20 protein-coding genes are annotated in these 20,311 nt (G+C 57.7%); 16 read left to right on the plus strand and 4 right to left on the minus strand.

Annotation, left to right across the window (positions count from 1 at the left end; all coding sequences use genetic code 11):
• Positions 1-33: 33 nt before the first annotated feature.
• The 8 genes from C5748_RS05575 to C5748_RS05610 all read left to right on the plus strand — a co-directional run bounded on the left by C5748_RS05575 (position 34) and on the right by C5748_RS05610 (position 7,611).
• Complete coding sequence (locus tag C5748_RS05575; protein ID WP_105740928.1) at positions 34-534, plus strand: tripartite tricarboxylate transporter TctB family protein; 501 nt, start codon at positions 34-36, stop codon at positions 532-534.
• Between the two features lie 7 nt (positions 535-541).
• On the plus strand, positions 542-2,041 hold the full coding sequence (locus C5748_RS05580; protein WP_105740929.1) for a tripartite tricarboxylate transporter permease: 1,500 nt from the start codon (positions 542-544) through the stop codon (positions 2,039-2,041).
• Positions 2,042-2,484: 443 nt separating this feature from the next.
• Positions 2,485-2,967, plus strand: coding sequence for a helix-turn-helix domain-containing protein (locus C5748_RS05585; RefSeq protein ID WP_105740930.1), 483 nt, complete (start codon positions 2,485-2,487; stop codon positions 2,965-2,967).
• Positions 2,968-3,142: 175 nt separating this feature from the next.
• Positions 3,143-4,996 (plus strand): SARP family transcriptional regulator, encoded by a 1,854-nt coding sequence (locus C5748_RS05590; RefSeq protein ID WP_210204470.1) that lies wholly within the window; start codon positions 3,143-3,145, stop codon positions 4,994-4,996.
• 26 nt (positions 4,997-5,022) lie between these two features.
• Positions 5,023-5,238, plus strand: a complete 216-nt coding sequence (locus tag C5748_RS05595; protein WP_105740932.1) for a hypothetical protein — start codon at positions 5,023-5,025, stop codon at positions 5,236-5,238.
• 97 nt (positions 5,239-5,335) lie between these two features.
• Entirely contained in the window at positions 5,336-6,556 is a 1,221-nt protein-coding gene (locus C5748_RS05600) for a YcaO-like family protein (RefSeq protein WP_199194711.1), read from the plus strand.
• Positions 6,553-7,263, plus strand: a complete 711-nt coding sequence (locus C5748_RS05605) for a TfuA-like protein (protein ID WP_105740933.1) — start codon at positions 6,553-6,555, stop codon at positions 7,261-7,263. Before C5748_RS05600 ends, C5748_RS05605 begins: the two co-directional genes overlap by 4 nt.
• 129 nt (positions 7,264-7,392) lie before the next feature.
• Entirely contained in the window at positions 7,393-7,611 is a 219-nt protein-coding gene (locus C5748_RS05610; protein WP_105740934.1) for a hypothetical protein, read from the plus strand.
• 456 nt (positions 7,612-8,067) lie between these two features.
• Here C5748_RS05610 and C5748_RS05615 read toward each other — a convergent pair whose 3' ends face one another.
• From C5748_RS05615 to ampC, 4 genes are all read right to left on the minus strand, one after another.
• Positions 8,068-8,829, minus strand: coding sequence for an ABC transporter permease (locus C5748_RS05615; RefSeq protein WP_105740935.1), 762 nt, complete (start codon positions 8,827-8,829; stop codon positions 8,068-8,070).
• Positions 8,826-9,752 carry an ABC transporter ATP-binding protein gene (locus C5748_RS05620; RefSeq protein ID WP_105740936.1) on the minus strand — a complete coding sequence of 309 codons (927 nt, stop codon included), beginning with the start codon at positions 9,750-9,752 and terminating at the stop codon, positions 8,826-8,828. Before C5748_RS05620 ends, C5748_RS05615 begins: the two co-directional genes overlap by 4 nt.
• A 386-nt stretch (positions 9,753-10,138) precedes the next feature.
• Complete coding sequence (locus C5748_RS05625) at positions 10,139-11,806, minus strand: lysozyme inhibitor LprI family protein (protein WP_105740937.1); 1,668 nt, start codon at positions 11,804-11,806, stop codon at positions 10,139-10,141.
• A 606-nt stretch (positions 11,807-12,412) separates the two neighbouring features.
• Positions 12,413-13,603 (minus strand): class C beta-lactamase, encoded by a 1,191-nt coding sequence (gene ampC / locus C5748_RS05635; RefSeq protein ID WP_105740939.1) that lies wholly within the window; start codon positions 13,601-13,603, stop codon positions 12,413-12,415.
• 575 nt (positions 13,604-14,178) lie between these two features.
• Between ampC and C5748_RS05645 the strand changes: the two genes are divergently transcribed.
• From C5748_RS05645 to C5748_RS05680, 8 genes are all read left to right on the plus strand, one after another.
• Positions 14,179-14,778, plus strand: a complete 600-nt coding sequence (locus C5748_RS05645; RefSeq protein ID WP_105741036.1) for a HupE/UreJ family protein — start codon at positions 14,179-14,181, stop codon at positions 14,776-14,778.
• Between the two features lie 85 nt (positions 14,779-14,863).
• Positions 14,864-15,166 carry an urease subunit gamma gene (locus C5748_RS05650; RefSeq protein WP_105740941.1) on the plus strand — a complete coding sequence of 101 codons (303 nt, stop codon included), beginning with the start codon at positions 14,864-14,866 and terminating at the stop codon, positions 15,164-15,166.
• A 13-nt stretch (positions 15,167-15,179) separates the two neighbouring features.
• Positions 15,180-15,680 carry an urease subunit beta gene (locus C5748_RS05655; protein WP_105740942.1) on the plus strand — a complete coding sequence of 167 codons (501 nt, stop codon included), beginning with the start codon at positions 15,180-15,182 and terminating at the stop codon, positions 15,678-15,680.
• 52 nt (positions 15,681-15,732) lie between these two features.
• Positions 15,733-17,454: an urease subunit alpha gene (locus C5748_RS05660; protein ID WP_105740943.1), complete on the plus strand. Its 1,722-nt coding sequence runs from the start codon at positions 15,733-15,735 to the stop codon at positions 17,452-17,454.
• A gap of 11 nt (positions 17,455-17,465) precedes the next feature.
• Positions 17,466-18,050, plus strand: a complete 585-nt coding sequence (locus C5748_RS05665) for an urease accessory protein UreE (RefSeq protein ID WP_105740944.1) — start codon at positions 17,466-17,468, stop codon at positions 18,048-18,050.
• A 7-nt stretch (positions 18,051-18,057) separates the two neighbouring features.
• Positions 18,058-18,747, plus strand: coding sequence for an urease accessory protein UreF (locus C5748_RS05670; protein WP_105740945.1), 690 nt, complete (start codon positions 18,058-18,060; stop codon positions 18,745-18,747).
• A gap of 10 nt (positions 18,748-18,757) precedes the next feature.
• The gene (ureG, locus tag C5748_RS05675) at positions 18,758-19,390 is read left to right on the plus strand and encodes an urease accessory protein UreG (protein WP_105741037.1); all 633 of its coding nucleotides are present in this window, start codon (positions 18,758-18,760) and stop codon (positions 19,388-19,390) included.
• A 15-nt stretch (positions 19,391-19,405) separates the two neighbouring features.
• The gene (locus tag C5748_RS05680) at positions 19,406-20,308 is read left to right on the plus strand and encodes an urease accessory protein UreD (RefSeq protein ID WP_425350209.1); all 903 of its coding nucleotides are present in this window, start codon (positions 19,406-19,408) and stop codon (positions 20,306-20,308) included.
• Positions 20,309-20,311: the final 3 nt, after the last annotated feature.

Here is a 20,311-nt window from a genome sequence, read left to right on the forward strand (position 1 = left end):
GGTCCGGAGGGTATAAGTGTGGAGGATGTAGGTATGGGTGATCTGAACCGCCGGCTGGATCCTGGCGCAGTTCTCGCCGCTCTTGTCATGGTTGCCTTTGGCGGCTTCGTGGCATGGACGTCGACAAGCTATGGTCTCGGCTCACCCCGTCGCATGGGAGCGGGATATTTTCCGTTTCTGCTCGGCGTCGCGGCCATGATCGTGGGAACCGCGATCCTGATCTTCGAAGGCTGGCGCAGGCAACCAGCGGCAACACCGACCGCCCCGGCAGCAAGCGGAAATCACGATGACGGGCAGCCCTGGCCCGGCGCGCGCTGGCGTCCATTCGTGCTCGTTCCCCTGGCTGTCGCCGCTTTCGGCGCGCTTGTGGAACAGGCCGGCCTGATGATCGCGGTGGCCGCCCTCATCGTCATCAGTGGCCTTGCCGCTCCCCGTCCCAAACTCTCGCGCCTTGCAGTCGTGACCGCAGCGGCGCCAATCGGCGTCTGGCTGATTTTCGTCAAAGGGCTGGGCTTGCCCTTCAAATTGTTCTGAAATCATCATGGACCTATTTTCCAACATCATGGACGGCGCCGCGGTTGCACTGACGTGGAACGCCATCTTCTATTGTTTCATCGGCGTTTCGCTCGGTATGGTCGTCGGCGTCCTGCCGGGCATCGGACCGCTGCCCGCCATTGCGATGCTGCTGCCGATCACCTTCTATATCCAGCCGCACGAGGCGGTGATCATGTTGGCCGGCATCTATTACGGTGGGATGTATGGCGGCGCGACTGCCTCCATTCTGCTGAATCTCCCTGGTACCCCCGCCGCCGCCGTGACCTGCCTGGAAGGTCATCCCATGGCCAGGAATGGTCGTGCTTCGGTCGCCCTTTTCACAGCCTCCGTTTCTTCGCTCGTTGGATCAATGATCGGCATCATCCTGGTGGGCGGCTTTGCGCCTTTGCTTGCAAAATTTGCGCTGCGGTTCGGCGCGCCCGAATATTTCTCGCTGATGCTTTTTGCCCTGCTGGGGGCGGCGGCCATCGGCAGCGCCTCCTTCCTCCGATCCCTGGCGATGGTCATTCTGGGCCTGTTGCTCGGCATTGTCGGGCAGGACATCACATCCGGCGTTTTCCGCTTTACGTTCGGTCTTCCCCCGATCGAGGACGGGCTGAACATCGTGGCGGTGGCAATGGGTATCTTCGGGGTTTCGGAAATTATTGCGACGGTTGGCATTGGTGGCAGTCCCAAGCCAGAGCGGTTCGGTCTGCGTGCCATGCTGCCCACGCGCAATGAATGGCGGCGCGCGGTTCCGGCGATGGGCCGCGGCTCGCTCATCGGCGCAGTATGCGGCATTCTACCCGGCGCGGGCGCGGCAATGGCCTCATTTGTCGCCTATGCAGTAGAGCGGCGTGTTTCGAAATACGCCCATATGTTCGGCAAGGGTGCGATCGAGGGATTGGCTGCCCCCGAAAGTGCCAACAACGCCACAGCGCAGGCAGCCTTCATCCCCACGCTCACGCTTGGCGTACCGGGCGATGCCGTCATGGCAGTGATGATGGGAGCGTTGATGATCCACGGAATCGCCCCCGGGCCCAGCCTGATCACGGAACAACCAACCTTGTTCTGGGGTCTCGTTGTCAGCTTTCTCGTGGGCAATGTCATGCTCGTCATTTTGAACATTCCCCTGGTCGGACTTTGGACCAGACTTCTGACAGTGCCATATCAGGCGCTCTATCCGATTATTCTCGTCCTCGTATCCATGGGCGTCTACTCGATCAACAGCTCAGTGTTCGACATCTTCCTGGTCGCAGGTTTCGGGATCGTCGGCTACGGCATGTCACGGCTCGGCTTCCCGCCTGCCCCGCTCGTGCTTGCTTTCATTTTGAGCCCCATGCTCGAAGAGAATTTCAGGCGCGCGCTCCTGCTTTCGCGCGGTGATTTCACGATCTTTGTCCACGGGCCGATCTCGGCTTCCTTCCTCCTGATTTCCCTGCTGGTCGTCCTCTTTTCGATCTATTCAGCCCTCCGCGCCGACAAGCCAGCCCGAAGCGTCTTGTGAGAAATATCACGCATATGGTCATCAAGGATGTCACCGGTTGCGGAAAATCGACCGTTGGCGTGCACATCGCGAATCATCTCGAAGGCGACGCGTTTCATCCGTCTGCGAATATGACCGATTGCGCAATGCGGGCAAATTGCTCTTCGTTCATCTAACAGGAACGCGGGAGATAATTGCCGAACGGATGAAAAACCGGGAGGGGCGCGCCGTCTCGCTGACGCCCTCGGCAAGCGTGAGTTGAGATAATTCTCTGTCGGCCCGGACAGGGGCGCTTTGACACCTTTGATGTCGTCACCGTACTTATGACATCGGCCCCTTGGACTGCGTCTTCGGGGGACTTGCAAGGCTTGAGCCACAACCGGTGTGTCTAGACAGAAAAAACTAGATATTTTAGATAGTCTGAATTTAGAGTGTATGTATGGACATACGAGAGGAACCCACAGATGCAAGCCAAGAAGGCTCAGCCGGTCGACCTACAGGTTGGATCGCGTATTCGGATACGCCGCCTGATGGTCAACATGAGCCAAACGCAGCTTGCATCTCGCCTGGGGATCACCTTTCAGCAGGTGCAAAAATATGAGAAAGGGGCAAACAGGGTCGGCGCAAGCCGGCTCATGGCTATCGCTGATTCGCTTGGAGTACAGCCGGGTTTCTTCTTTCAAAACGACGATGGTCAGCCTTTGAGCGATGCAAATGCCGTGCAGCCGGGCGCTGAACAGCACTCCGTAATATCCTTGCTGACGGCAGACGGTATTTCTCTCAACAAGGCCTTCCTGAAGATAAGGGATCCGCTTCAGCGCCGCCATATTATAGGATTGGTGAAGGCGATAGCAGAACGCGAGAAGGCCGACGGGCCGAAGCTCGTGAAGGAACACACCCTGGTCCATCGCGGAACCGCCAAAGATCGGCCACCGCTCTGGCGATAGCCACGCTCTCGCTTTCCGCAAAGTAGGTGATCTCCGGGATCCCCTTTGGCAGATTGGAAATGCCGGCAGGAACCTTATGAATTTTAGACTCGTTACATTTGGTGGACTTCGTCTGATCGATATTTCAGGCAAGGAGGTTGCTTTCCCGCAAAAGGGTCTCCTCGCGATTTGCCGCTTGTTCGACAGCCCGGATTTCGAATTGCCGAGAGACAGGCTGGCAAGATTCCTTTGGGGCGATGCTGATAGTAGCGTCTCCTATGTCAATCTCAGAAAAACCCTCTCGCGGATCAAGCGGCGGCAGGATGAATTGGGAACCCGCTTCATCGAGACGGGCCCCAAAACCATCGTTCTTGATGTGAAAGCGCTGGAAAGTGATTTCCAGGTCTTGCTGCGTGTGGATCCGATCGCGCCTCTTAGCCGCCTCAGATCCATCGCCCGGCTATTGGCCGGCGAATTTCTCGAAAACATGGAACTCGAGAGCGCTCCAGCCGGAAAATGGATCATTCAACAAAGGGAGCGGCTTGCCGGCGAATTGCGGAGCGCCTTTCTCCAGGCGTTGCCCGAGGCTCGAAAAGAAGATGAATTTGGTCTCATCAGGAATATTGCGCTGCGTATTCTCGAAAACAACCCTTTTGACGAGCCTGTTCGTGAAGCATTGCTCACCGCCCATGATGCGGAAAGGCAAACAGGCGAAGGCCAGAAGCCAAATGGCGTTGAGCCGTCACTGCCTCCGGCGAATATGTTAATCCCGGTGCGACCGCCCCAGTTCCACATCAAGGCCGGCTCCGTGGCCGATAGCCTCGGCCTTGTGGGACGTTCCGATGCAAACCATCAAATAAGCAGACCTGGAAAAGGCCTGGTGGAACTCGCCACCGCGCTTCCAAGAGTAGCATTGCTTCCGCCAATGGTCGCGGACGGAAATATTGATCCAAGGGCATCTACCCACGCGCTCATAGAAGACATCACCATCGGGCTTTGCGCGCTGAGGACCGTCTCGGTCGTGGCGCCTTATACCGCGGCGCAGATCAGCCTTCACTCCGACAAGGCCAGCATCATCGAACGCCACGCGATCGATTATATACTCGATTGCCGTGTCTCACCGGAAAGCGCCGGTGGAACGCTCTACACACAGCTCATCCATTTTGCCAATGACGAGGTTATCTGGGCCGATCGTTTTAGCCTCGCCGCGGACGGGCTGCTTGCCGGACGCCGGGAAATCGCGACCAACATCGCCGAAGCTATCGCCCAGGAGATCGAGCATAACCGGATGGCGCGTGAACATTTTATCAGCGATCCGCAAGCCTATCAGTTATTCCTGCTCGGGCAGAGAAATCTCAAACAGCTACAACTGCCCAGCGTGCGCCGGGCGCGCAAATTGTTCCGCCAGGCAATATCCATGAAATCCGATTACGCGCCCGCGCTCAGCGGTGCTGCACGAACTTATTATCTGGAGTGGCTGCTGACGGCGCGCGGCGATAAGGAGCTTTTGGCAACGGCGGAGCAGTTTGCAAAACGCTCAATCGCCGCCGATGAACGATTCGCCTCCGGTTATCGCGAACTTGGGATCATCCGGCTTTATCAGCATGAATTCGACGAAAGCATCGAAACGCTGGGGCAGGCGGAACGCCTCAGCCCACACTATGCCGACGTGATCGCGAGCTACGCCGACGCCCTTGCCCAGGCATCGCGGCCGGCGGACGGTCTTGAGAAGATACAGCGAAGCATCTCGCTCAATCCGCTTTGCCCGGATGATTATCTATGGATCGCGGCCAGCGCTTGTTATTTGACTGAGCAATATGACCGGGCGCTCCGCTATATAGAGCAGATGAAGGATCCTTCGCTTGCAGACCGTCTTTCTGCCGCGTGCTGGGCTATGTCAGGCGATCTGAAGAAAGCGCGTCATTTTGTCCGCAAGACATTGGAGGTTCAGCCGGGTTTTGTGCTCGACAAGTGGATTGCCGTTGTCCCATTCAAGGAGGATTGGCAGAGAGAGCATTATCGCGAAGGTTTGCTCAAGGCCGGTTTTTGAAACCGCTACAAGGGAAAGAAAACGAAATGGCGCAAGTTGTAGTGTTAGGGCTGTCGGGAACTGCCGATCTCTGGCTCGTGGATTTCGATGCAGGTACGGTAACGCCGATCCAGACCTCAGACGACAGTGCACTCGGACAGGCTGACAATCTTCGACAAGCAGGAGCAACGATCGTCAAAGGCGTTGATTTCGCAGTCGCTGTGAGCTCTGCTTCCGCAGTCGCATCCGGCATTTTGGATTGATAAAAGTCTCGTTCTGTTCTGCACGTTCCGAAAAGCAGCATGATTGCTTTATGGACAAGTAAGCGATCCGGTTCACAGACGGCGGCGATGCAACTCCATGATGGCTGAAACCGCCTCATCCAGCGAACCCCAACGATGCTATTCGGACAGGATCTGCAATCCTGAGGCCACATTCGAAGCGATCAGTCCCTATCTCAGACCGCTGGGCGTGACGCGTCTTGCCCGAGTGACCGGGCTCGACCGCATCGGTATACCGGTGTGGAACGCCGTCGTTCCCAATTCGCGGTCGATCGTCATTAACCAGGGCAAGGGCATCAGGGATATCGACGCCAAGGTGTCCGCCGCGATGGAGGCCCTGGAAAGGACGATCGCCGGCGCGCCCCAAATCGATGTGGTCATATCGGCAGGCAGGGAACTCCGGGTATCAGGTGTAGAAATCGAGCCGCTCGCCTGCCTGACCGCGGCAGGGCAGCGGGACCTTGGCGAGGAGGACGAAACTTCCTGGGGGCGAGGCAGAGAGCTCCTCTCCGGCGGCGAAGTATGGGTTCCCCTTGACGCCGCACGGCTCGACCGCACGATCGAAAACTGCCGCTACTGGCAGTCTTCCGACGGGCTTGCATCGGGCAACACCCTTGATGAAGCTATCTTCCACGGACTTCTGGAACGGATCGAGCGCGATGCCGAAACGCTGTGGAAGATCACCTCCCTTGCCGGGCGGCTTTCCTACTGCATCGATCCGCGTTCACTCCAGGATCCTGTTATCGATGATCTCTGCGAAATGATTAAGGAAGCAGGTCTTCTGCTGCGGTTCTTCGATATTACGAGCGATATCGGCATTCCCTGTTTTATCGCCATTATCGGCCCATCGGCGGCAGCCGGTAGAACGACTCCTTGCCGGTTCATCGATGTGGCCCAGGGGAACGGGGCCCATCCGCATCCCGTTCGCGCCGCCATCCGCGCCATCACGGAAGCCGCGCAATCGAGACTGACCTTTATCAGCGGCGCGCGCGACGACATATCCCCCGCCGCCTTTTTTCACCCGCTCCCTGAAGATACCCGACGGCTGCTGGAAGCCGCGCCGAAACCGTTGGACACCGAAAGGGGAACCACAGCACGCGGCCTTGCGCCGCTCATGTCCTATGTGCTCGAACGACTGGAGAATGCGGGGATCAGGTCCGCGATCGCCTTGCCGCTCACACGCGGCGAATATCCCTTCGCCGTCTGCAAGGTATTCGTGCCGCAACTCGAAAACCCCGACGGCAAACGGCGGCGGCGTTTCGGCTTGCGGGCGATTTCCAGAAGTCTGGCCTTCCCATGAAAGTCGTGTTCGTCGGACCGACACTCCCCGACGCACCTGATCTGGTGAGCGAAGATATTACCGTGCGGGCCCCTGCCCGCCAGGGCGATATCCTAGAAGCCGTCCGCCAAGGGGCGAACGTTATCGGCCTCATCGACGGCAATTTCGAACATGTCGCGCCTGTCTGGCACAAGGAAATACTCCACGCCTTGTCGCAGGGCGTGAAAATCTGCGGCGCTGCCAGCATGGGCGCATTGCGGGCAGCCGAATGCTCATTCTATGGCATGGAGGGTGTCGGCAGCATCTATCGTCAATACGAGCGCAGCGAGATCCTGGACGATGCCGACGTGGCGCAATTACATGCGCCGCGCGAGATGCGTTATTTTTCGATCTCGGTGCCAATGGTGAACGTCGTCGCCACGCTCAAGAAGCTGAACGCGGAGAAACTGATCAACGCCGAAGAAGCGGAGGCGCTCAAAGAAGCGGCGCGATCGATCTTCTTCAAAGAGAGGACATACCGGGCGACCACTGATCGTGCCGTCCTGACCGACAAAGGGCGCAAGGCGGAAATCCTCGACCTTCTTCTTACCCTTGGTGTTAACCAGAAGCGCCTGGATGCACTCCAGCTTCTGCAATGGCTGGCCGCGATGCAGGATATCCGCACACCCATCACGACGACCTGGTTGTTCAATTCCACCAATATGTGGAAAGCGGCTTTTGATAATTGACGGTGGTAGTCCGGCTCAACACCTCTCTTTTAGGCTGTGTCACGTTCATGTCACGCGCATATTGAAGCTCTTCGCGCTAGTTTTGAAGCGATTGGGATTACCAGTCTGCTCTACCGGATGGAACGCTAGATGGATGTCGCAGGAACCAAAGGTTCATCGGAATTATTCGCCCCGAACAGGGACGACGAAGCATTGAGAGAGTTGATGGCCCTGGCGCGGCTCCTCACATTCGCGCAAGGTACGGCAAGAAACCTCAACGTCAGTTTCGTCGAGTATTGTCTCGATATGGCAGTGAACGGAATTCACGAAGAGCTGCAAGCCAACGACAAGTTCAAGCTGCGCAACTGAGTTTGCGCCGTAAGCGTCCGGTCGAGCAGCCTTTGAAATTGAGATTCTAGAGCAGTTCACTTTCAGACGGAAGCGATGCGTTCAGGCGTTCCTCAATCTTGACGGTGGCGAACACCCTATTCCAACCGTAGCAACAGCGGCATCGCTGAAGCATGGCAACCTGTGACAAGCACAGGAATGACGGTAGTTTGACTGTTGCTGGCTAATTGTCGACGCTTGCCGCCGGCAAACCGGTTCTCGCGGTGACGAAACATCTACACTTCCGTCATTCCTGTGCCCGGGCCTGTGCTTGTCACGGGAATCCATGCCTCGTCATCTCCACAGTTCCGGCGATGCAGAATGGTAAGGCTAGACGGTTCCATCAAAACAGGAACACCTAATGATCGTCGAGCGCCGCGGTGTTTGGACGAGGTTGAGACGAGCGGCTCTGGTGTCATCACCAGACAAGGCGAAAGATCAGTTGCGCAGCCGGTAGCCGGTCCTGAATATCCACGCGACAATCGCAATACAGATGAGCAGGAAAACCACCGTCATTGCGAGGCTGATGCCGATCGAAACGTCGGACTTTCCGTAAAAGCTCCAGCGAAAGCCGCTGACCAGATAAACGACCGGGTTGAACAGCGTCACGGTGCGCCAGATGCCGGGCAGCATGTTGATCGAATAGAAGCTGCCGCCAAGGAAGGTCAACGGTGTGACGATCAGCAGTGGCACCAGCTGCAGTTGCTCGAAGCTCTTCGCCCATATGCCGATGATGAAGCCGAACAGGCTGAAGGTCACCGCCGTCAGCACCAGGAAAGCGAGCATCCATAACGGATGCTCGATCCTGAGCGGCACGAACAGCGCCGCCGTCGCCAGGATGATCAGGCCAAGCACGATCGACTTTGTCGCAGCACCCCCGACATAGGCGATGACAATTTCGAGATAGGACACCGGTGCCGACAGCAATTCGTAGATCGAACCGACGAATTTCGGAAAATAGATGGCGAAAGAGGCGTTGGAGATCGACTGCGTCAAAAGCGTCAGCATGATCAGTCCCGGCACGATGAAGGCGCCGTAGCTGATGCCGTCGATCTCGGTGATGCGTGAGCCGATGGCCGCGCCGAAGACGACGAAGTAGAGTGACGTCGAAATGACCGGCGAGACGATGCTCTGCAGCACCGTGCGAAAGGCGCGCGCCATTTCCATCCGGTAGATCGCCCAGACCGCCCGCCAGTTCATGCCTGTTCCCTCACCAGATTGACGAAGATTTCCTCGAGCGAGCTGTTTTCCGTGTCGATGTCGCGGAACTGGATACCGGCCGCCTCGAGCTCGCGGATCAGCGAGGCGACGCCTGGCCGTTCGCTCTGGTTGTCGTAGGTGTAGGTGAGCTGTCCGCCATCGGATGAAAGCTCCAGCGCATAGTTCGAAAGTGTATCGGGAACGGCGGCGAGCGGGTTGCGCAGCTCCAGTATGAGCCGCTTGCGGCCAAGTTTGCGCATCAGCTCGGCCTTGTCCTCCACCAGCACGATCTCGCCGCGGTTGATGACGCCGACGCGGTCGGCCATCGCCTCGGCTTCTTCGATGTAATGCGTGGTCAGGATGATGGTGACGCCATCCTCGCGCAGCCGGCGCACCATCGCCCACATGTCCTGGCGCAGCTCGACATCGACGCCTGCCGTCGGTTCGTCGAGGAACAGTATGCGCGGCTCGTGCGACAGCGCCTTGGCGATCATCAGCCGGCGCTTCATGCCGCCCGACAGCGTGATCGCCTTGGCATCCTTCTTGTCCCAGAGCGACAGGTCGCGCAGCACTTTCTCGACGAACGCCTTGTCCGCCGGCTTACCGAACAGGCCGCGGCTGTAGTTGACCGTTGCCCACACGCTCTCGAAGGCATCGATGGTCAGTTCCTGCGGCACCAGCCCGATCAGGCCGCGCGCGGCACGGTATTCACGGTTGATGTCATGGCCGTCAACGGCGACGGTGCCCGACGAGCGGTTGACGATGCCGCAGACGATCGAAATCAGCGTCGTCTTGCCGGCGCCGTTCGGCCCGAGCAGCGCAAAGATCTCGCCGCGCCTTATATCGAGATTGATCTCCCTCAGCGCCTTGAAGCCGGTGGCGTAGGTCTTGGTGACCCCGGAAATTGAAATGATCGGCTGCATGGCTGAAACGGCTGCTTGAAAGAGGAGTGTTGATTTAATCCGGTGGATGTGGGTGCGCAAATTCGGATGTCAATGGCGGTTCTGGATATCGGGATTCGCCGGAGTAGGCAACGCCTGCTCGGTCATCCGGCCGAATTCCATGCAAAAGCGCTGCTTCGGCACATCCCGTTCGCCTCGCTTTCGAGGCGCCCCGCAAGCACCGGATGAATGGGCGGCGCTTGAAAGTTCGATGTGATTGACAGCCGCGCATCAGGGACGCAGCGCTATGTCACGAAATGTCACGCCAGATACGGGTTCTTGTCGTTCGTTGAAGAACGCCCTTTTCGACAGATTCTGGCTGCCGTTCTCAGGCGAATTTGGGAAAAGTCCTGAAAAACGGAACGACGTCAGAATATCGAAGACAACAATGTCGAGATCATGCCGACCGGCATGACCGCAATACTCGGGCAGGCTGCGTTCGGGAACTCAACCGTCCTGATCCATGTCTGTGAATGCGGGAGCGCCATCTTTACCTTGAGCGGAGCGACGCCCGGATCGCAGGCGCTTGCCGTATGAACTGCGAACCAGGCCGTCCGGCTCTTCGGTGAAAGCACCACCGGCAATGGCGGAACGGCAAGCTTGGACATGGTGCTCGAGCTGGAATAGCTGGCATAACCAGGCTGCGGTCGACCCTTCGCGTCGATGACGGAAATCGCAGGGTAGCCACGGATCATGCAGGCCTGGGTGCCGCTATATTCAATGAGATAAACATTCAGAGCCTGTGACATGCCAGCGTCGCCAAGATCGCTGTCCTTGATCGTGACATCGGAAGCCGCGCATTCAGGAAGCGGTTTGTCGAGAACCGACGCAAGGTTCTCGACGTCCTGCAGCCGTTGCTCGACCGCGGTGGCAATACAATTGGTCAGTTTCGGAGCCTCCGGCGGACACATGTTCGCAATATTTGGGAAAGCCGCCTGCTGGGCATCGAAAGCCGGCTGCCATGCCCGCCGCAGCTTTGATCGCAATCCCTTCGCGACCACATCGATCTGCCGCACGGTTTGAAACAGGTCTGCCCTCCCACAGATCTCCTTGGCATATATGGCCCTGGGAAGAAGGTCGTCTTTCACACTCCCTTGAGTGCCGCAGTCAGGAACGACACCGCTTCCGGCGGGATCAGCCGATGAGGCAGAGTTTTCGGCCGGTGCAAGCCCGTTCAGGGCGGTCAAGATCGCGTTGTAGGCTCTGGTCAGACAATCGACATTTCCGCCGCAAAGATCACGCTGGCCGTGTATCCAGGAAACCTGCATCTGCTCGACCTTCCCCCTGAAGTCGACCGCGCCACCGGAAGTCAGGAGCTGCTTGTAAGTCGTGGCCAATTCCGTATCGAGCTTGCCGAGTTCAGGCGTGTTGCAGATCGCCCATTCGGTATCGGTTTCCGCCTTTCGGCAATCGAAGCTTTGTGCGCCGGCGGCATGCGGCAATGCAACGGCCGAGAAGACCAATGCGGCGATGAGACATTTCATGACGTGTATCGTTGGCATGCTTCGATCCCTTGCTGACGCGACGGCAAATTGGCAGGAAAGTGCCCTTGACGCGTTTTTCCAGTAGTGTTTCACCACACCACCTTGATGCCATTCGAGGTCTGTGCGCCGGTGTTGCCGGAGGTGGCACCGGTGACGACGCGCAGATCCGTCGGAGTCATCGCCGCCCAGCTCCGTCTCGATGGCCAACATGCCGCCCTGGCCGATGTAGTCGCCATGGACGGTGAGCGTGCCGATCGATTTGTCCGGCGCGATGATGCCTCCAGCCGCATTGGCGGTCGTGCCAATCGTGCCGGTGCCCTGCAACTGCCTACCCAGCACCTCGATCGTGCCGCCGCTGACCTTCGAGGCGCCGGTCAAGCCGGAATAGCCGCCGCTCAGTAGCGTCTTGCCGGAACCCATCTGGTCAAAGCCACCCGTTCCTGTGACGGCATTGGTGATTTTGACATCCTCGGAGCGGTTGAAGGCCAGCGTGCCATTGTCGGTGATGGCGCCGGCAACGCCGCCCGAGGTGTGGCCGTCGTCGAGCTGCAAAGCAGCCTTGGCTCCCGCTGCAATGATTATTCCACAAATACTGTTCTGCATATGTCCATTATGCGCATACGATTTCGGAAATATAATTATATTCGTATATTCATACAGAATTACTTAACAATTCAAGTATGATTAACACATAACATGGAAAAATCTATTCTTTGCGTGTGAATCTCAATCTACAATCTTGATAAGTCAAATATGACCAGCTTTCCATCGAGCGAAATGCTATATCTACGAGTACAATGATTGCGGATACACCGCATTACGGAAACTGATTGACCATTAAAGGTGTTGGCGACGGAATATATTCTGCGAGGCCGATCCCTTCAAAGGGCCAAAGTGAAGGATAAGCCCCTTCCCCGGCAGGGCCAGACCGGCGAGGAAGTGAACACCCATCGGTGCAAAGCTTCGCCGGTTATTCACGAGTAAGCGTGCCGCCTTATCAATACCCTTATCTTTGACCACGCTTTGCGCCAACTTCTCTTGCCTGCTGTTTTCGAAACGGACATGGGGTCGACCTTGCAAGCGAAAGGGGAGAAACCCTTAGCTTCTAAATTCTGTACGACTGGCCATTTAGCGATCGTCCCAGCGAAAAGCGTTTTCTCAGCGCGCGCTTGCCGGCGCCGGTTCGCTCTCCAGCACCGTCAATATCCGGTATGCGGCCTTCACGCGGGCTGAAATGGGGTAGCTCTTGTTTGCCAGCATCACGATGCCGATATCCTTGGCGGGAACGAAGGCGACGTAGGCGCCGAAGCCGTTCGTGGAGCCGGTTTTGTTGATCAGCACGGCTTCCTGCGGCGGCAGCGGTGGGGCAAGTCGCGTCACCTTGTTGGCCTTGCGGCTCATCTCAGAAGAGTTCCCCGCAAGAAGCCGAGCGAGATCAACCGGATAGGCATAGATCTCCCAACCCAAACCCTGAATCATATTGCCGACTTTGTAGTATCCGGTGTGGGTTGCGGTGACCGCGCGTTGGAGCGTTCCGTCCAGCTTTGAACCGTCCATGCTTGCCTCGACGAACCGGATCATGTCGGACGTGGTCGTCTTCACGCCATAGGCTTGCGAATCCAGCACGCCCGGCGTCACCCGAATGGGCTTGTTGCCTTTCGAATAACCATAGGCATAGTTGCCCATCTGGCCCTGCGGAACCCTGATGTAGGTACGGCTGAGGCCGAGCGCCGGAAAGAGCTTTTGTTCCATCAGATCATCGAACGGCTCGCCCATGCCTCTGGCAGCGAGATAGCCGAACAGTCCGATGCTCGGATTCGAGTAGCGTCTGTGGGTGCCGGCGGCATAGGTCGGGCGCCAATTCTTGTAATATGCGATCATCGTTTTCTGATTGGTGACGGAGCCCGGAAACTGCAGGGGTAGGCCACCGGCCGTATAGGTGCCGAGATCGAGAAGGCTGATCTTGTCGAAGCTGCTGCCGGCGAGAACCGGCAGATATTTGCTCGCACTGTCGGAGAGAGACAGAGTTCCTCGCGCCGCAGCGTAGGATGCGAGTGTTGCGGTAAAGGTTTTGCTGATCGAGCCGATCTCGAAAATCGTATCTTCGGTGACCTTTTGTCCGCTCTTCTTCGAAGCGACGCCATAATTAAAGAAGTAGCGCTTTCCCTGGATTGTCACCGCCACGGCTATTCCCGGAATATCGTTCTCTTCCATGACAGGCCCGATCGCTTCATTGACGACGCGCTCGAGATGGCTTTGGCCGCCACTATCGGCAGCGTGAGCGTATGTACCGAAGAGCAAGGAAACGATCGCGAAAACTGCAAGCTTTGGAAGAGACATCTTTTTCATAGCGGATACAGAATCCTCATATTCATGTCATCGACCGCTTTTGTCGGCAATGGCGGTCGATAATCTTCATTACAACATGTGCCGATACCTGCGAAACCAGCATCCGTTGCATAGGATGCAACAGGGAGGCAGGAACAAGCGCAACGGATATATCTGGCTCACGCGGCCTCAACAAACGACGATAATTGGTGTGAGCCATGAGAAAAATTCGGGTGTCCGGGTGGTTCGCCCTCATCGGCCGGATGAAACAGCTCATCCGATCAGGACATGCCAGGACAAACCTAAAATGTCCCTTTTGGCCGGTATTTCGCTGATGTCAGAATACTACCGCTTATCTTACTGCATCAAATATCAAAAATTTATAATCAACCGCGATATAATCGCCGATATCAGCATAGAGATTACGGTATATCACATATTTATAAAATACATTTTTATACTTTTGTTGATTTTATCATCGTTTAACTTATAGACTGCACTCATTAAGAATCACTTGGGAAGTGCGCCGACGTTCAAGCCAAATCATGTCTAGAACTATCGTGCATGATGATCATATCAGGGAGCTCTCCATGAAATTGAGATCATTGGTAATCTGGCTGGTTGTTTCAATTACTGCAGCTTTCACTCCATCAATTGCCTGGGCTCATTCGGAAACCGGAGCGGCCGCGGGATTTTCTCACGGCTTTCTTCATCCGCTCACGGGTGCCGATCATATGCTGGCGATGATCGCCGTCGGCATTCTGGCCTACCAGATCGGCGGGCGTGCGCTCTGGCTCGTTCCCATCAGTTTTCTGTTGTTCATGGTCGCCGGCGGGGCTCTGGGCATCACGGGCGCCAATATCCCCCATGTTGAATTGGGCATAGCTCTTTCAGTCATCATTCTTGGTGCCGCTATCGCGTTGGGCATAGCCGCGCCGCTCATCGTGACGATGAGCGTTGTCGGCATCTTCGCGATCTTCCATGGCCATGCGCATGGCGCCGAAATGCCCGGGAGCTCCAATGCGCTTGGATATGCGCTGGGTTTCGTCAGCGCGACGGCGCTCCTGCATCTTGGCGGCATTGGCATCGGCATGCTGATCGGCCGGGCTGGCGCTCGTCACGAGCCAACTCTGGTCCGAGCTGCCGGTGGGCTGATGACAGTCGCAGGACTGGGCATTCTCAGTGGTGCTCTGTGATCCTTCAATATCCACGCCAAGCACTCAGGCGCTTGGCCGATCAACGGGCCGATTATGCGGATTAAAATCTTGAAGGGCTTCGGCAATGCATCTCACTCCAAGGGAACTCGACAAGGTTCTGACCTACACCGTGGCCGACATCGCGTTGAGGCGAAAGGCCAAGGGTATCAAGCTCAACCATCCTGAATCCGTGGCCGTGCTGTCGGCCTATGTCCTGGACGGCGCCCGCGAAGGGCGCTCCGTCGAGGATGTGATGAGTGGCGCTCGCTCCGTGCTGACCAATGACGATGTGATGCCCGGCGTCGCCGATCTCATTCCAATGATCCAGATCGAAGCCGTCTTCACCGATGGCAGCCGGCTTGTGACACTTCACCAACCCATTCAGTAGGAGCAAGAGAGCCATGGCCGGACCAGACAAATCCAAGCGCTCCGCCGCAGCCAAATCTGTCTCAGGCAAATCTGCCCCAGGGCAGGTCGCAGCCGCGCCTGATGCCGCTCGGCAGAAAAAACAGCCCATACCGGTGGGTGGTTACGATCTTGCCGCGGCGCCTATCGAGCTGAATGCCGGCCGGCCGCGCGTGGCTTTGAAGGTCCGCAATACGGGCGATCGGCCGATCCAGGTCGGCTCCCATTTCCATTTCTTCGAGGTCAACAGGTATCTCTCCTTCGACCGGGCCGCGGCTTTCGGAATGCGGCTGGATATTCCTGCCAACACGGCAATCCGCTTCGAACCGGGTGACGAGAAAGATGTCACCGTCGTGCCGTTTGGAGGCAAGCGTTTCGTCTACGGCTTCAACAACCTCGTAGACGGCTGGACCGGCGAAGGCTCCGAGCCGAACTATCGGCCGAATTTCAATAACGCCGTGGAACTCGCGCGCAAGCAAGGCTTCAAGTCCTCCTGACGAGATCAGCCGGGTTGAGGATCGCCGTGCCAAAAGTTGAGGACGAAAAACAATGACACAGATATCCCGCCGCCAATATGCCGATCTCTACGGCCCGACGACAGGCGACAAGATTCGTCTCGCCGACACCGATCTTTACATCGAAATCGAAAAGGACCTGCGCGCGGTCTATGGCGACGAACTGCAATATGGCGGCGGCAAGACGCTGCGTGACGGCATGGGTTCCGATAGCCTGCTGACCCAGGAGGCAGGCTGCCTCGATCTCGTCATCACCAATGTGACGATCCTCGAACCCATGCTGGGCGTGGTAAAGGCCGATGTCGGCTTGAGAAACGGCAAGATCGTCGGCATCGGAAAGGCCGGCAATCCCAGCACCATGGACGGGGTGACGCCAGGCCTGACAACAGGCGGATCCACCGATGCCATATCCGGCGAGCATCTGATCCTGACTGCGGGCGGCATGGACACCCATGTTCATTTCATTTCCCCGCAACAGACATTTGCGGCGCTGAGCAACGGCATCACGACCGTTTGGGGGGGTGGTATCGGCCCCGCCGACGGTTCGAACGGCGTGACCTCGGTCAACGGTCCGTGGAACATGGAAATGATGCTGCGGGCGGTCGAGAATATCCCGATCAATGTCGGTTTTTGCGGCAAGGGCAATTCGACCGGCATAGCGCCGCTCGTCGAGCAGTTGAAGGCTGGCGCTGCCGGCTTCAAGATTCACGAGGATTACGGCACGACGCCGGCGACGATCCGTTCCTGCCTCACCGTTGCCGATGAATATGACGTCTCGGTCGCCATTCACACCGATACGCTCAACGAAGCCGGTTATGTCGAGGATACGATCGCCGCTTTCGATGGGCGGACCATCCATACGTTTCACAGCGAAGGCGCCGGCGGCGGCCATGCTCCGGACCTTTTGAAGGTCGTGGGCCAGAGGAACGTTTTGCCGAGTTCGACGAACCCGACGCTGCCGGCAGGCGTCAATTCCGTGGCGGAACTGTTCGACATGATCATGGTCTGCCACAACCTCAATCCGAAGATCCCCTCCGACGTGGCATTTGCCGAGAGCCGGGTTCGCGGCGAGACGATCGTTGCCGAAAGCGTTCTCCACGACATGGGCGCGATCTCCATCATCGGCAGCGACTCGCAGGCTATGGGCCGCATCGGAGAGAATTTCCTGCGCGCCTTCCAGACCGCCAATGCGATGAAGGCCGCGCGCGGCAAGCTTCCGGAGGATGCGCCCGGCAACGATAATTTCCGCGTCCTGCGCTATCTGGCAAAGATAACGATCAATCCGGCGATTACGGCCGGGCTTTCGCATGTGATCGGGTCCATCGAGCCCGGCAAGATCGCGGACCTCGTTCTGTGGTCCCCGGCCTTTTTCGGCGCCAAGCCAAAGATGGTGATCAAGGGCGGTATGATCGTCTGGGCCAATATGGGCGATCCCAATGCCTCGCTGCCGACGCCACAACCCACATATTATCGTCCGATGTTCGGCGCCTACGGGACCGCCCTGCCGAAAACCTGCATCAGCTTTGTTTCCCGCGCCGCTTATGATGCCGGCGTGAAGGAGAAATACGAGCTCAACCGTATGGTCATTCCGGTACAGAATACGCGGGTTCTCGGTAAGGAACACATGGTGCGGAACTCTTATCTGCCGAAAATCGACGTCAATCCGCAGACCTTTGCCGTCACTGTGGACGGCGTCCACGCAACGGTGGAGCCGCCCAAGACGATTGCGCTCAACCAATTGTATTTCTTCAGCTGATAGGGTGATGAATGATCCTGATAGAACAGGTTCTCGGCAATGTTAAAGACGCCGTCTGGAAACAGCGGATGGATGCGGCCCGCATTGATTGGCTCGTCCTCGACCAGTGGGAGGCTCAGAAGAACCGCCTCCGCAAGCGTACGAGCAAGGATCTGGAGCTAGCGGTCGCACTGGACCGCAATACGCATCTGCATGACGGCGATATTCTGGTGTGGGACGAGGCGGAATCCTCAATCGTCGTCGTCAAAACGGAATTGAAACCGGTCATGGTGATCGACCTGGAAAAGGTCATGGCGCAATCGCCGGAACTCGTCCTTCGCACATGTTTCGAACTCGGCCATGCGCTCGGAAACCAGCACTGGCCGGCCGTGGTCAAGGGTAACAAGGTGTTCGTCCCCCTGACGATCGACCAGAAGGTCATGAGTTCGGTCATGCGGACCCATGATTTCGCCGGCGTCACGTTCGAATTCATGCCCGGCAGCGATGTCATCCCCTATCTTGCGCCTCACGAGGCACGCCGACTGTTTGGCGGGGCTGAACCGGCTTCCCACGCTCACGCCGATCACGCACCTCCACATACCCACAGCCATAATTAGCTCGACCATGGGCGACGTCACCAAATTGCTGCAGCTCATCCAGTTCTCCGACTCAGCGCTGCCCGTCGGAGCCTTTACCTTTTCGAACGGGCTTGAATCGGCAATTCAAAAAGGGGTCGTCCACAATGCCGCCTCGCTAAGGGAATTCGTGTTCACGGCCACCAGGCAATCGGCCACCCTTGATGGTATCGCGCTCCTGACGGCGCATCGGGCAGCCATGGCGGCGGACATGGGCATGATCATCGCCGCGGATCACGCTTCCTATCAGCGAAAGCTCAATGAGGAGACGCGAACGATGTCGGTTCGCATGGGCCGGAAACTCGGCGAACTCGGCCAACATCTCGTCGCAGGAGGCATGCTGGCCGACTGGAACACGATGATCCGCAACGCCACCACGCCCGGCACCTTCCCCATCGGCTTCGCACTGGTGACGAGCGGGTTCGGCATCGATGCACGCCAGGCCTTTGCGGCGCATCAATATGGCGTCGCATCGATGATCCTTGGTGCAGCACTCCGTCTGATGCGCGTCACCTTCCTCGATACCCAGGCGATCCTGCTCGAGGTGAATGCGACCGCCGGGGAGACATACGAGCAGATCCACACCGACACGCTGGACGATATGAGAAGCTTTGCGCCGGTTGCCGATATTCTGGCTGCAGTGCACCTGAAGGCGCATCTCCGCATGTTCATGAACTGAGGATAATATGATGAAAAAAATCACCCGGATTGGTGTTGGTGGGCCGGTTGGCTCGGGAAAGACCGCCATTGTCGAGGCGATAACCCCGCTGCTCATCAAAATCGGCATCAGGATTCTCATCGTCACCAACGATATCGTGACGACGGAGGATGCGAAACACGTACAGCGCACGCTGAAAGGCACGCTGATCGAGGAGCGCATCATCGGTGTCGAAACCGGCGGATGCCCCCATACCGCGGTGCGCGAGGACCCGAGCATGAACCTGGCGGCTGTCGAGGAGATGGAGGCCCGCTTCCCGGATACCGATCTTGTCCTGCTCGAAAGCGGTGGCGACAATCTGACCCTGACGTTCAGCCCGGCGCTGATCGACTTCTTCATCTATGTCATCGATGTAGCGGCCGGCGACAAGATACCGCGCAAGAACGGTCCGGGGATTTCGCAGTCCGACATTCTGGTGATCAACAAGACCGATCTGGCGCCCTATGTCGATGCCAGCCTTGAGGTGATGGACCGGGATTCACGCCTGATGCGCGGCGACAAGCCGTTCATCTTCACCAATTGCAAGACTGGCGAGGGTATTCCGGAGCTTGTCCACCTGATCCGCGAGAACGTGCTTTTCGATCTCGCCGTGCCGGCGGAATAGGTCTCCGTGTTACAGATCCACGCCCCGGAACTGGCGCGCTATAGCGACGAGCCCAAGCAATTGCGCAGCGGCGGGTTCGGCAAGAATGCGTCCCTACAGCTCGGCTTCGAACGCCGGGGGGGCCGAACGGCTCTCATCAAGCTCGACCGCCGCGCGCCGCTTCTGGTGCAGCAGGCGCTTTATTGGGATGAGGAGATGCCGGCGCTGCCCTGTGTCTCGATCATCTCCAATGCCGGCGGCATTCTCCAGGGCGACCGCTATGCCATCGCGATCGATCTGGCGGAGGGTAGCGAGGCGCATGTCACGACCCAGGCGGCGACAAAGATCCATGAGATGGATGCGAACTTCGCCTCGCAAACCCAGGACATCACGCTCGCCGCCAACTCCTATCTCGAATATCTGCCGCTTCCTGTGATTCCTCACAAGAACTGCCGGTTCATCAGCCATACGCGCATCAGGATCGATCCCACCGCGACACTGCTCTATTCGGAGATCCTGATGCCGGGGCGTAAATATTACGCCAGCGGCGAACTCTTCGCCTATGATCTGTTCTCGGCCGCCGTCCAGGCGGAACGGCTTGATGGCCAAGCCCTGTTCGCGGAAAAATTCGTCATCGAGCCGGAGAGCTCCGACATCCGGAACGCAGCCGTCATGGGCGAGTTCGATGTCTTTGCCAATGTCCTGCTGTTGACCCCGAAAATTCATGCCGATCGCCTGTTCGAGCAGGTCGATCCCGTGTTCGATGCGCGGGAAGGTTGGGCCGCAGGGGCGAGCCGCCTGCCCGGCGACGCCGGACTCATCTTCAAAGTGCTTGGCATGGAGACCCAAATCGTCCGCGCCAAGGTTCGCGAATTCTGGTCGCGTGTGCGGCGCGAAGTGAAGGGCGTCCCGATCCCTGAAGAATTCCTTTGGGAATAAGGA

Source organism: Phyllobacterium phragmitis (assembly GCF_002980495.1).
GTDB lineage: Bacteria > Pseudomonadota > Alphaproteobacteria > Rhizobiales > Rhizobiaceae > Paramesorhizobium > Paramesorhizobium phragmitis.

Bases quoted from the DNA above. Each gene is read 5' to 3' on its own strand.
- C5748_RS05580 (WP_105740929.1), top strand. From the start codon at position 542: ATGGACCTATTTTCCAACATCATGGACGGCGCCGCGGTTGCACTGACG.
- ureG (WP_105741037.1), top strand. From the start codon at position 18,758: ATGAAAAAAATCACCCGGATTGGTGTTGGTGGGCCGGTTGGCTCGGGA.
- C5748_RS05655 (WP_105740942.1), top strand. From the start codon at position 15,180: ATGGCCGGACCAGACAAATCCAAGCGCTCCGCCGCAGCCAAATCTGTC.
- C5748_RS05615 (WP_105740935.1), bottom strand. From the start codon at position 8,829: ATGAACTGGCGGGCGGTCTGGGCGATCTACCGGATGGAAATGGCGCGC.
- C5748_RS05585 (WP_105740930.1), top strand. From the start codon at position 2,485: ATGCAAGCCAAGAAGGCTCAGCCGGTCGACCTACAGGTTGGATCGCGT.
- C5748_RS05600 (WP_199194711.1), top strand. From the start codon at position 5,336: ATGATGGCTGAAACCGCCTCATCCAGCGAACCCCAACGATGCTATTCG.
- ampC (WP_105740939.1), bottom strand. From the start codon at position 13,603: ATGAAAAAGATGTCTCTTCCAAAGCTTGCAGTTTTCGCGATCGTTTCC.
- C5748_RS05620 (WP_105740936.1), bottom strand. From the start codon at position 9,752: ATGCAGCCGATCATTTCAATTTCCGGGGTCACCAAGACCTACGCCACC.
- C5748_RS05665 (WP_105740944.1), top strand. From the start codon at position 17,466: ATGATCCTGATAGAACAGGTTCTCGGCAATGTTAAAGACGCCGTCTGG.
- C5748_RS05670 (WP_105740945.1), top strand. From the start codon at position 18,058: ATGGGCGACGTCACCAAATTGCTGCAGCTCATCCAGTTCTCCGACTCA.
- C5748_RS05650 (WP_105740941.1), top strand. From the start codon at position 14,864: ATGCATCTCACTCCAAGGGAACTCGACAAGGTTCTGACCTACACCGTG.
- C5748_RS05660 (WP_105740943.1), top strand. From the start codon at position 15,733: ATGACACAGATATCCCGCCGCCAATATGCCGATCTCTACGGCCCGACG.
- C5748_RS05575 (WP_105740928.1), top strand. From the start codon at position 34: ATGGGTGATCTGAACCGCCGGCTGGATCCTGGCGCAGTTCTCGCCGCT.
- C5748_RS05595 (WP_105740932.1), top strand. From the start codon at position 5,023: ATGGCGCAAGTTGTAGTGTTAGGGCTGTCGGGAACTGCCGATCTCTGG.
- C5748_RS05605 (WP_105740933.1), top strand. From the start codon at position 6,553: ATGAAAGTCGTGTTCGTCGGACCGACACTCCCCGACGCACCTGATCTG.
- C5748_RS05610 (WP_105740934.1), top strand. From the start codon at position 7,393: ATGGATGTCGCAGGAACCAAAGGTTCATCGGAATTATTCGCCCCGAAC.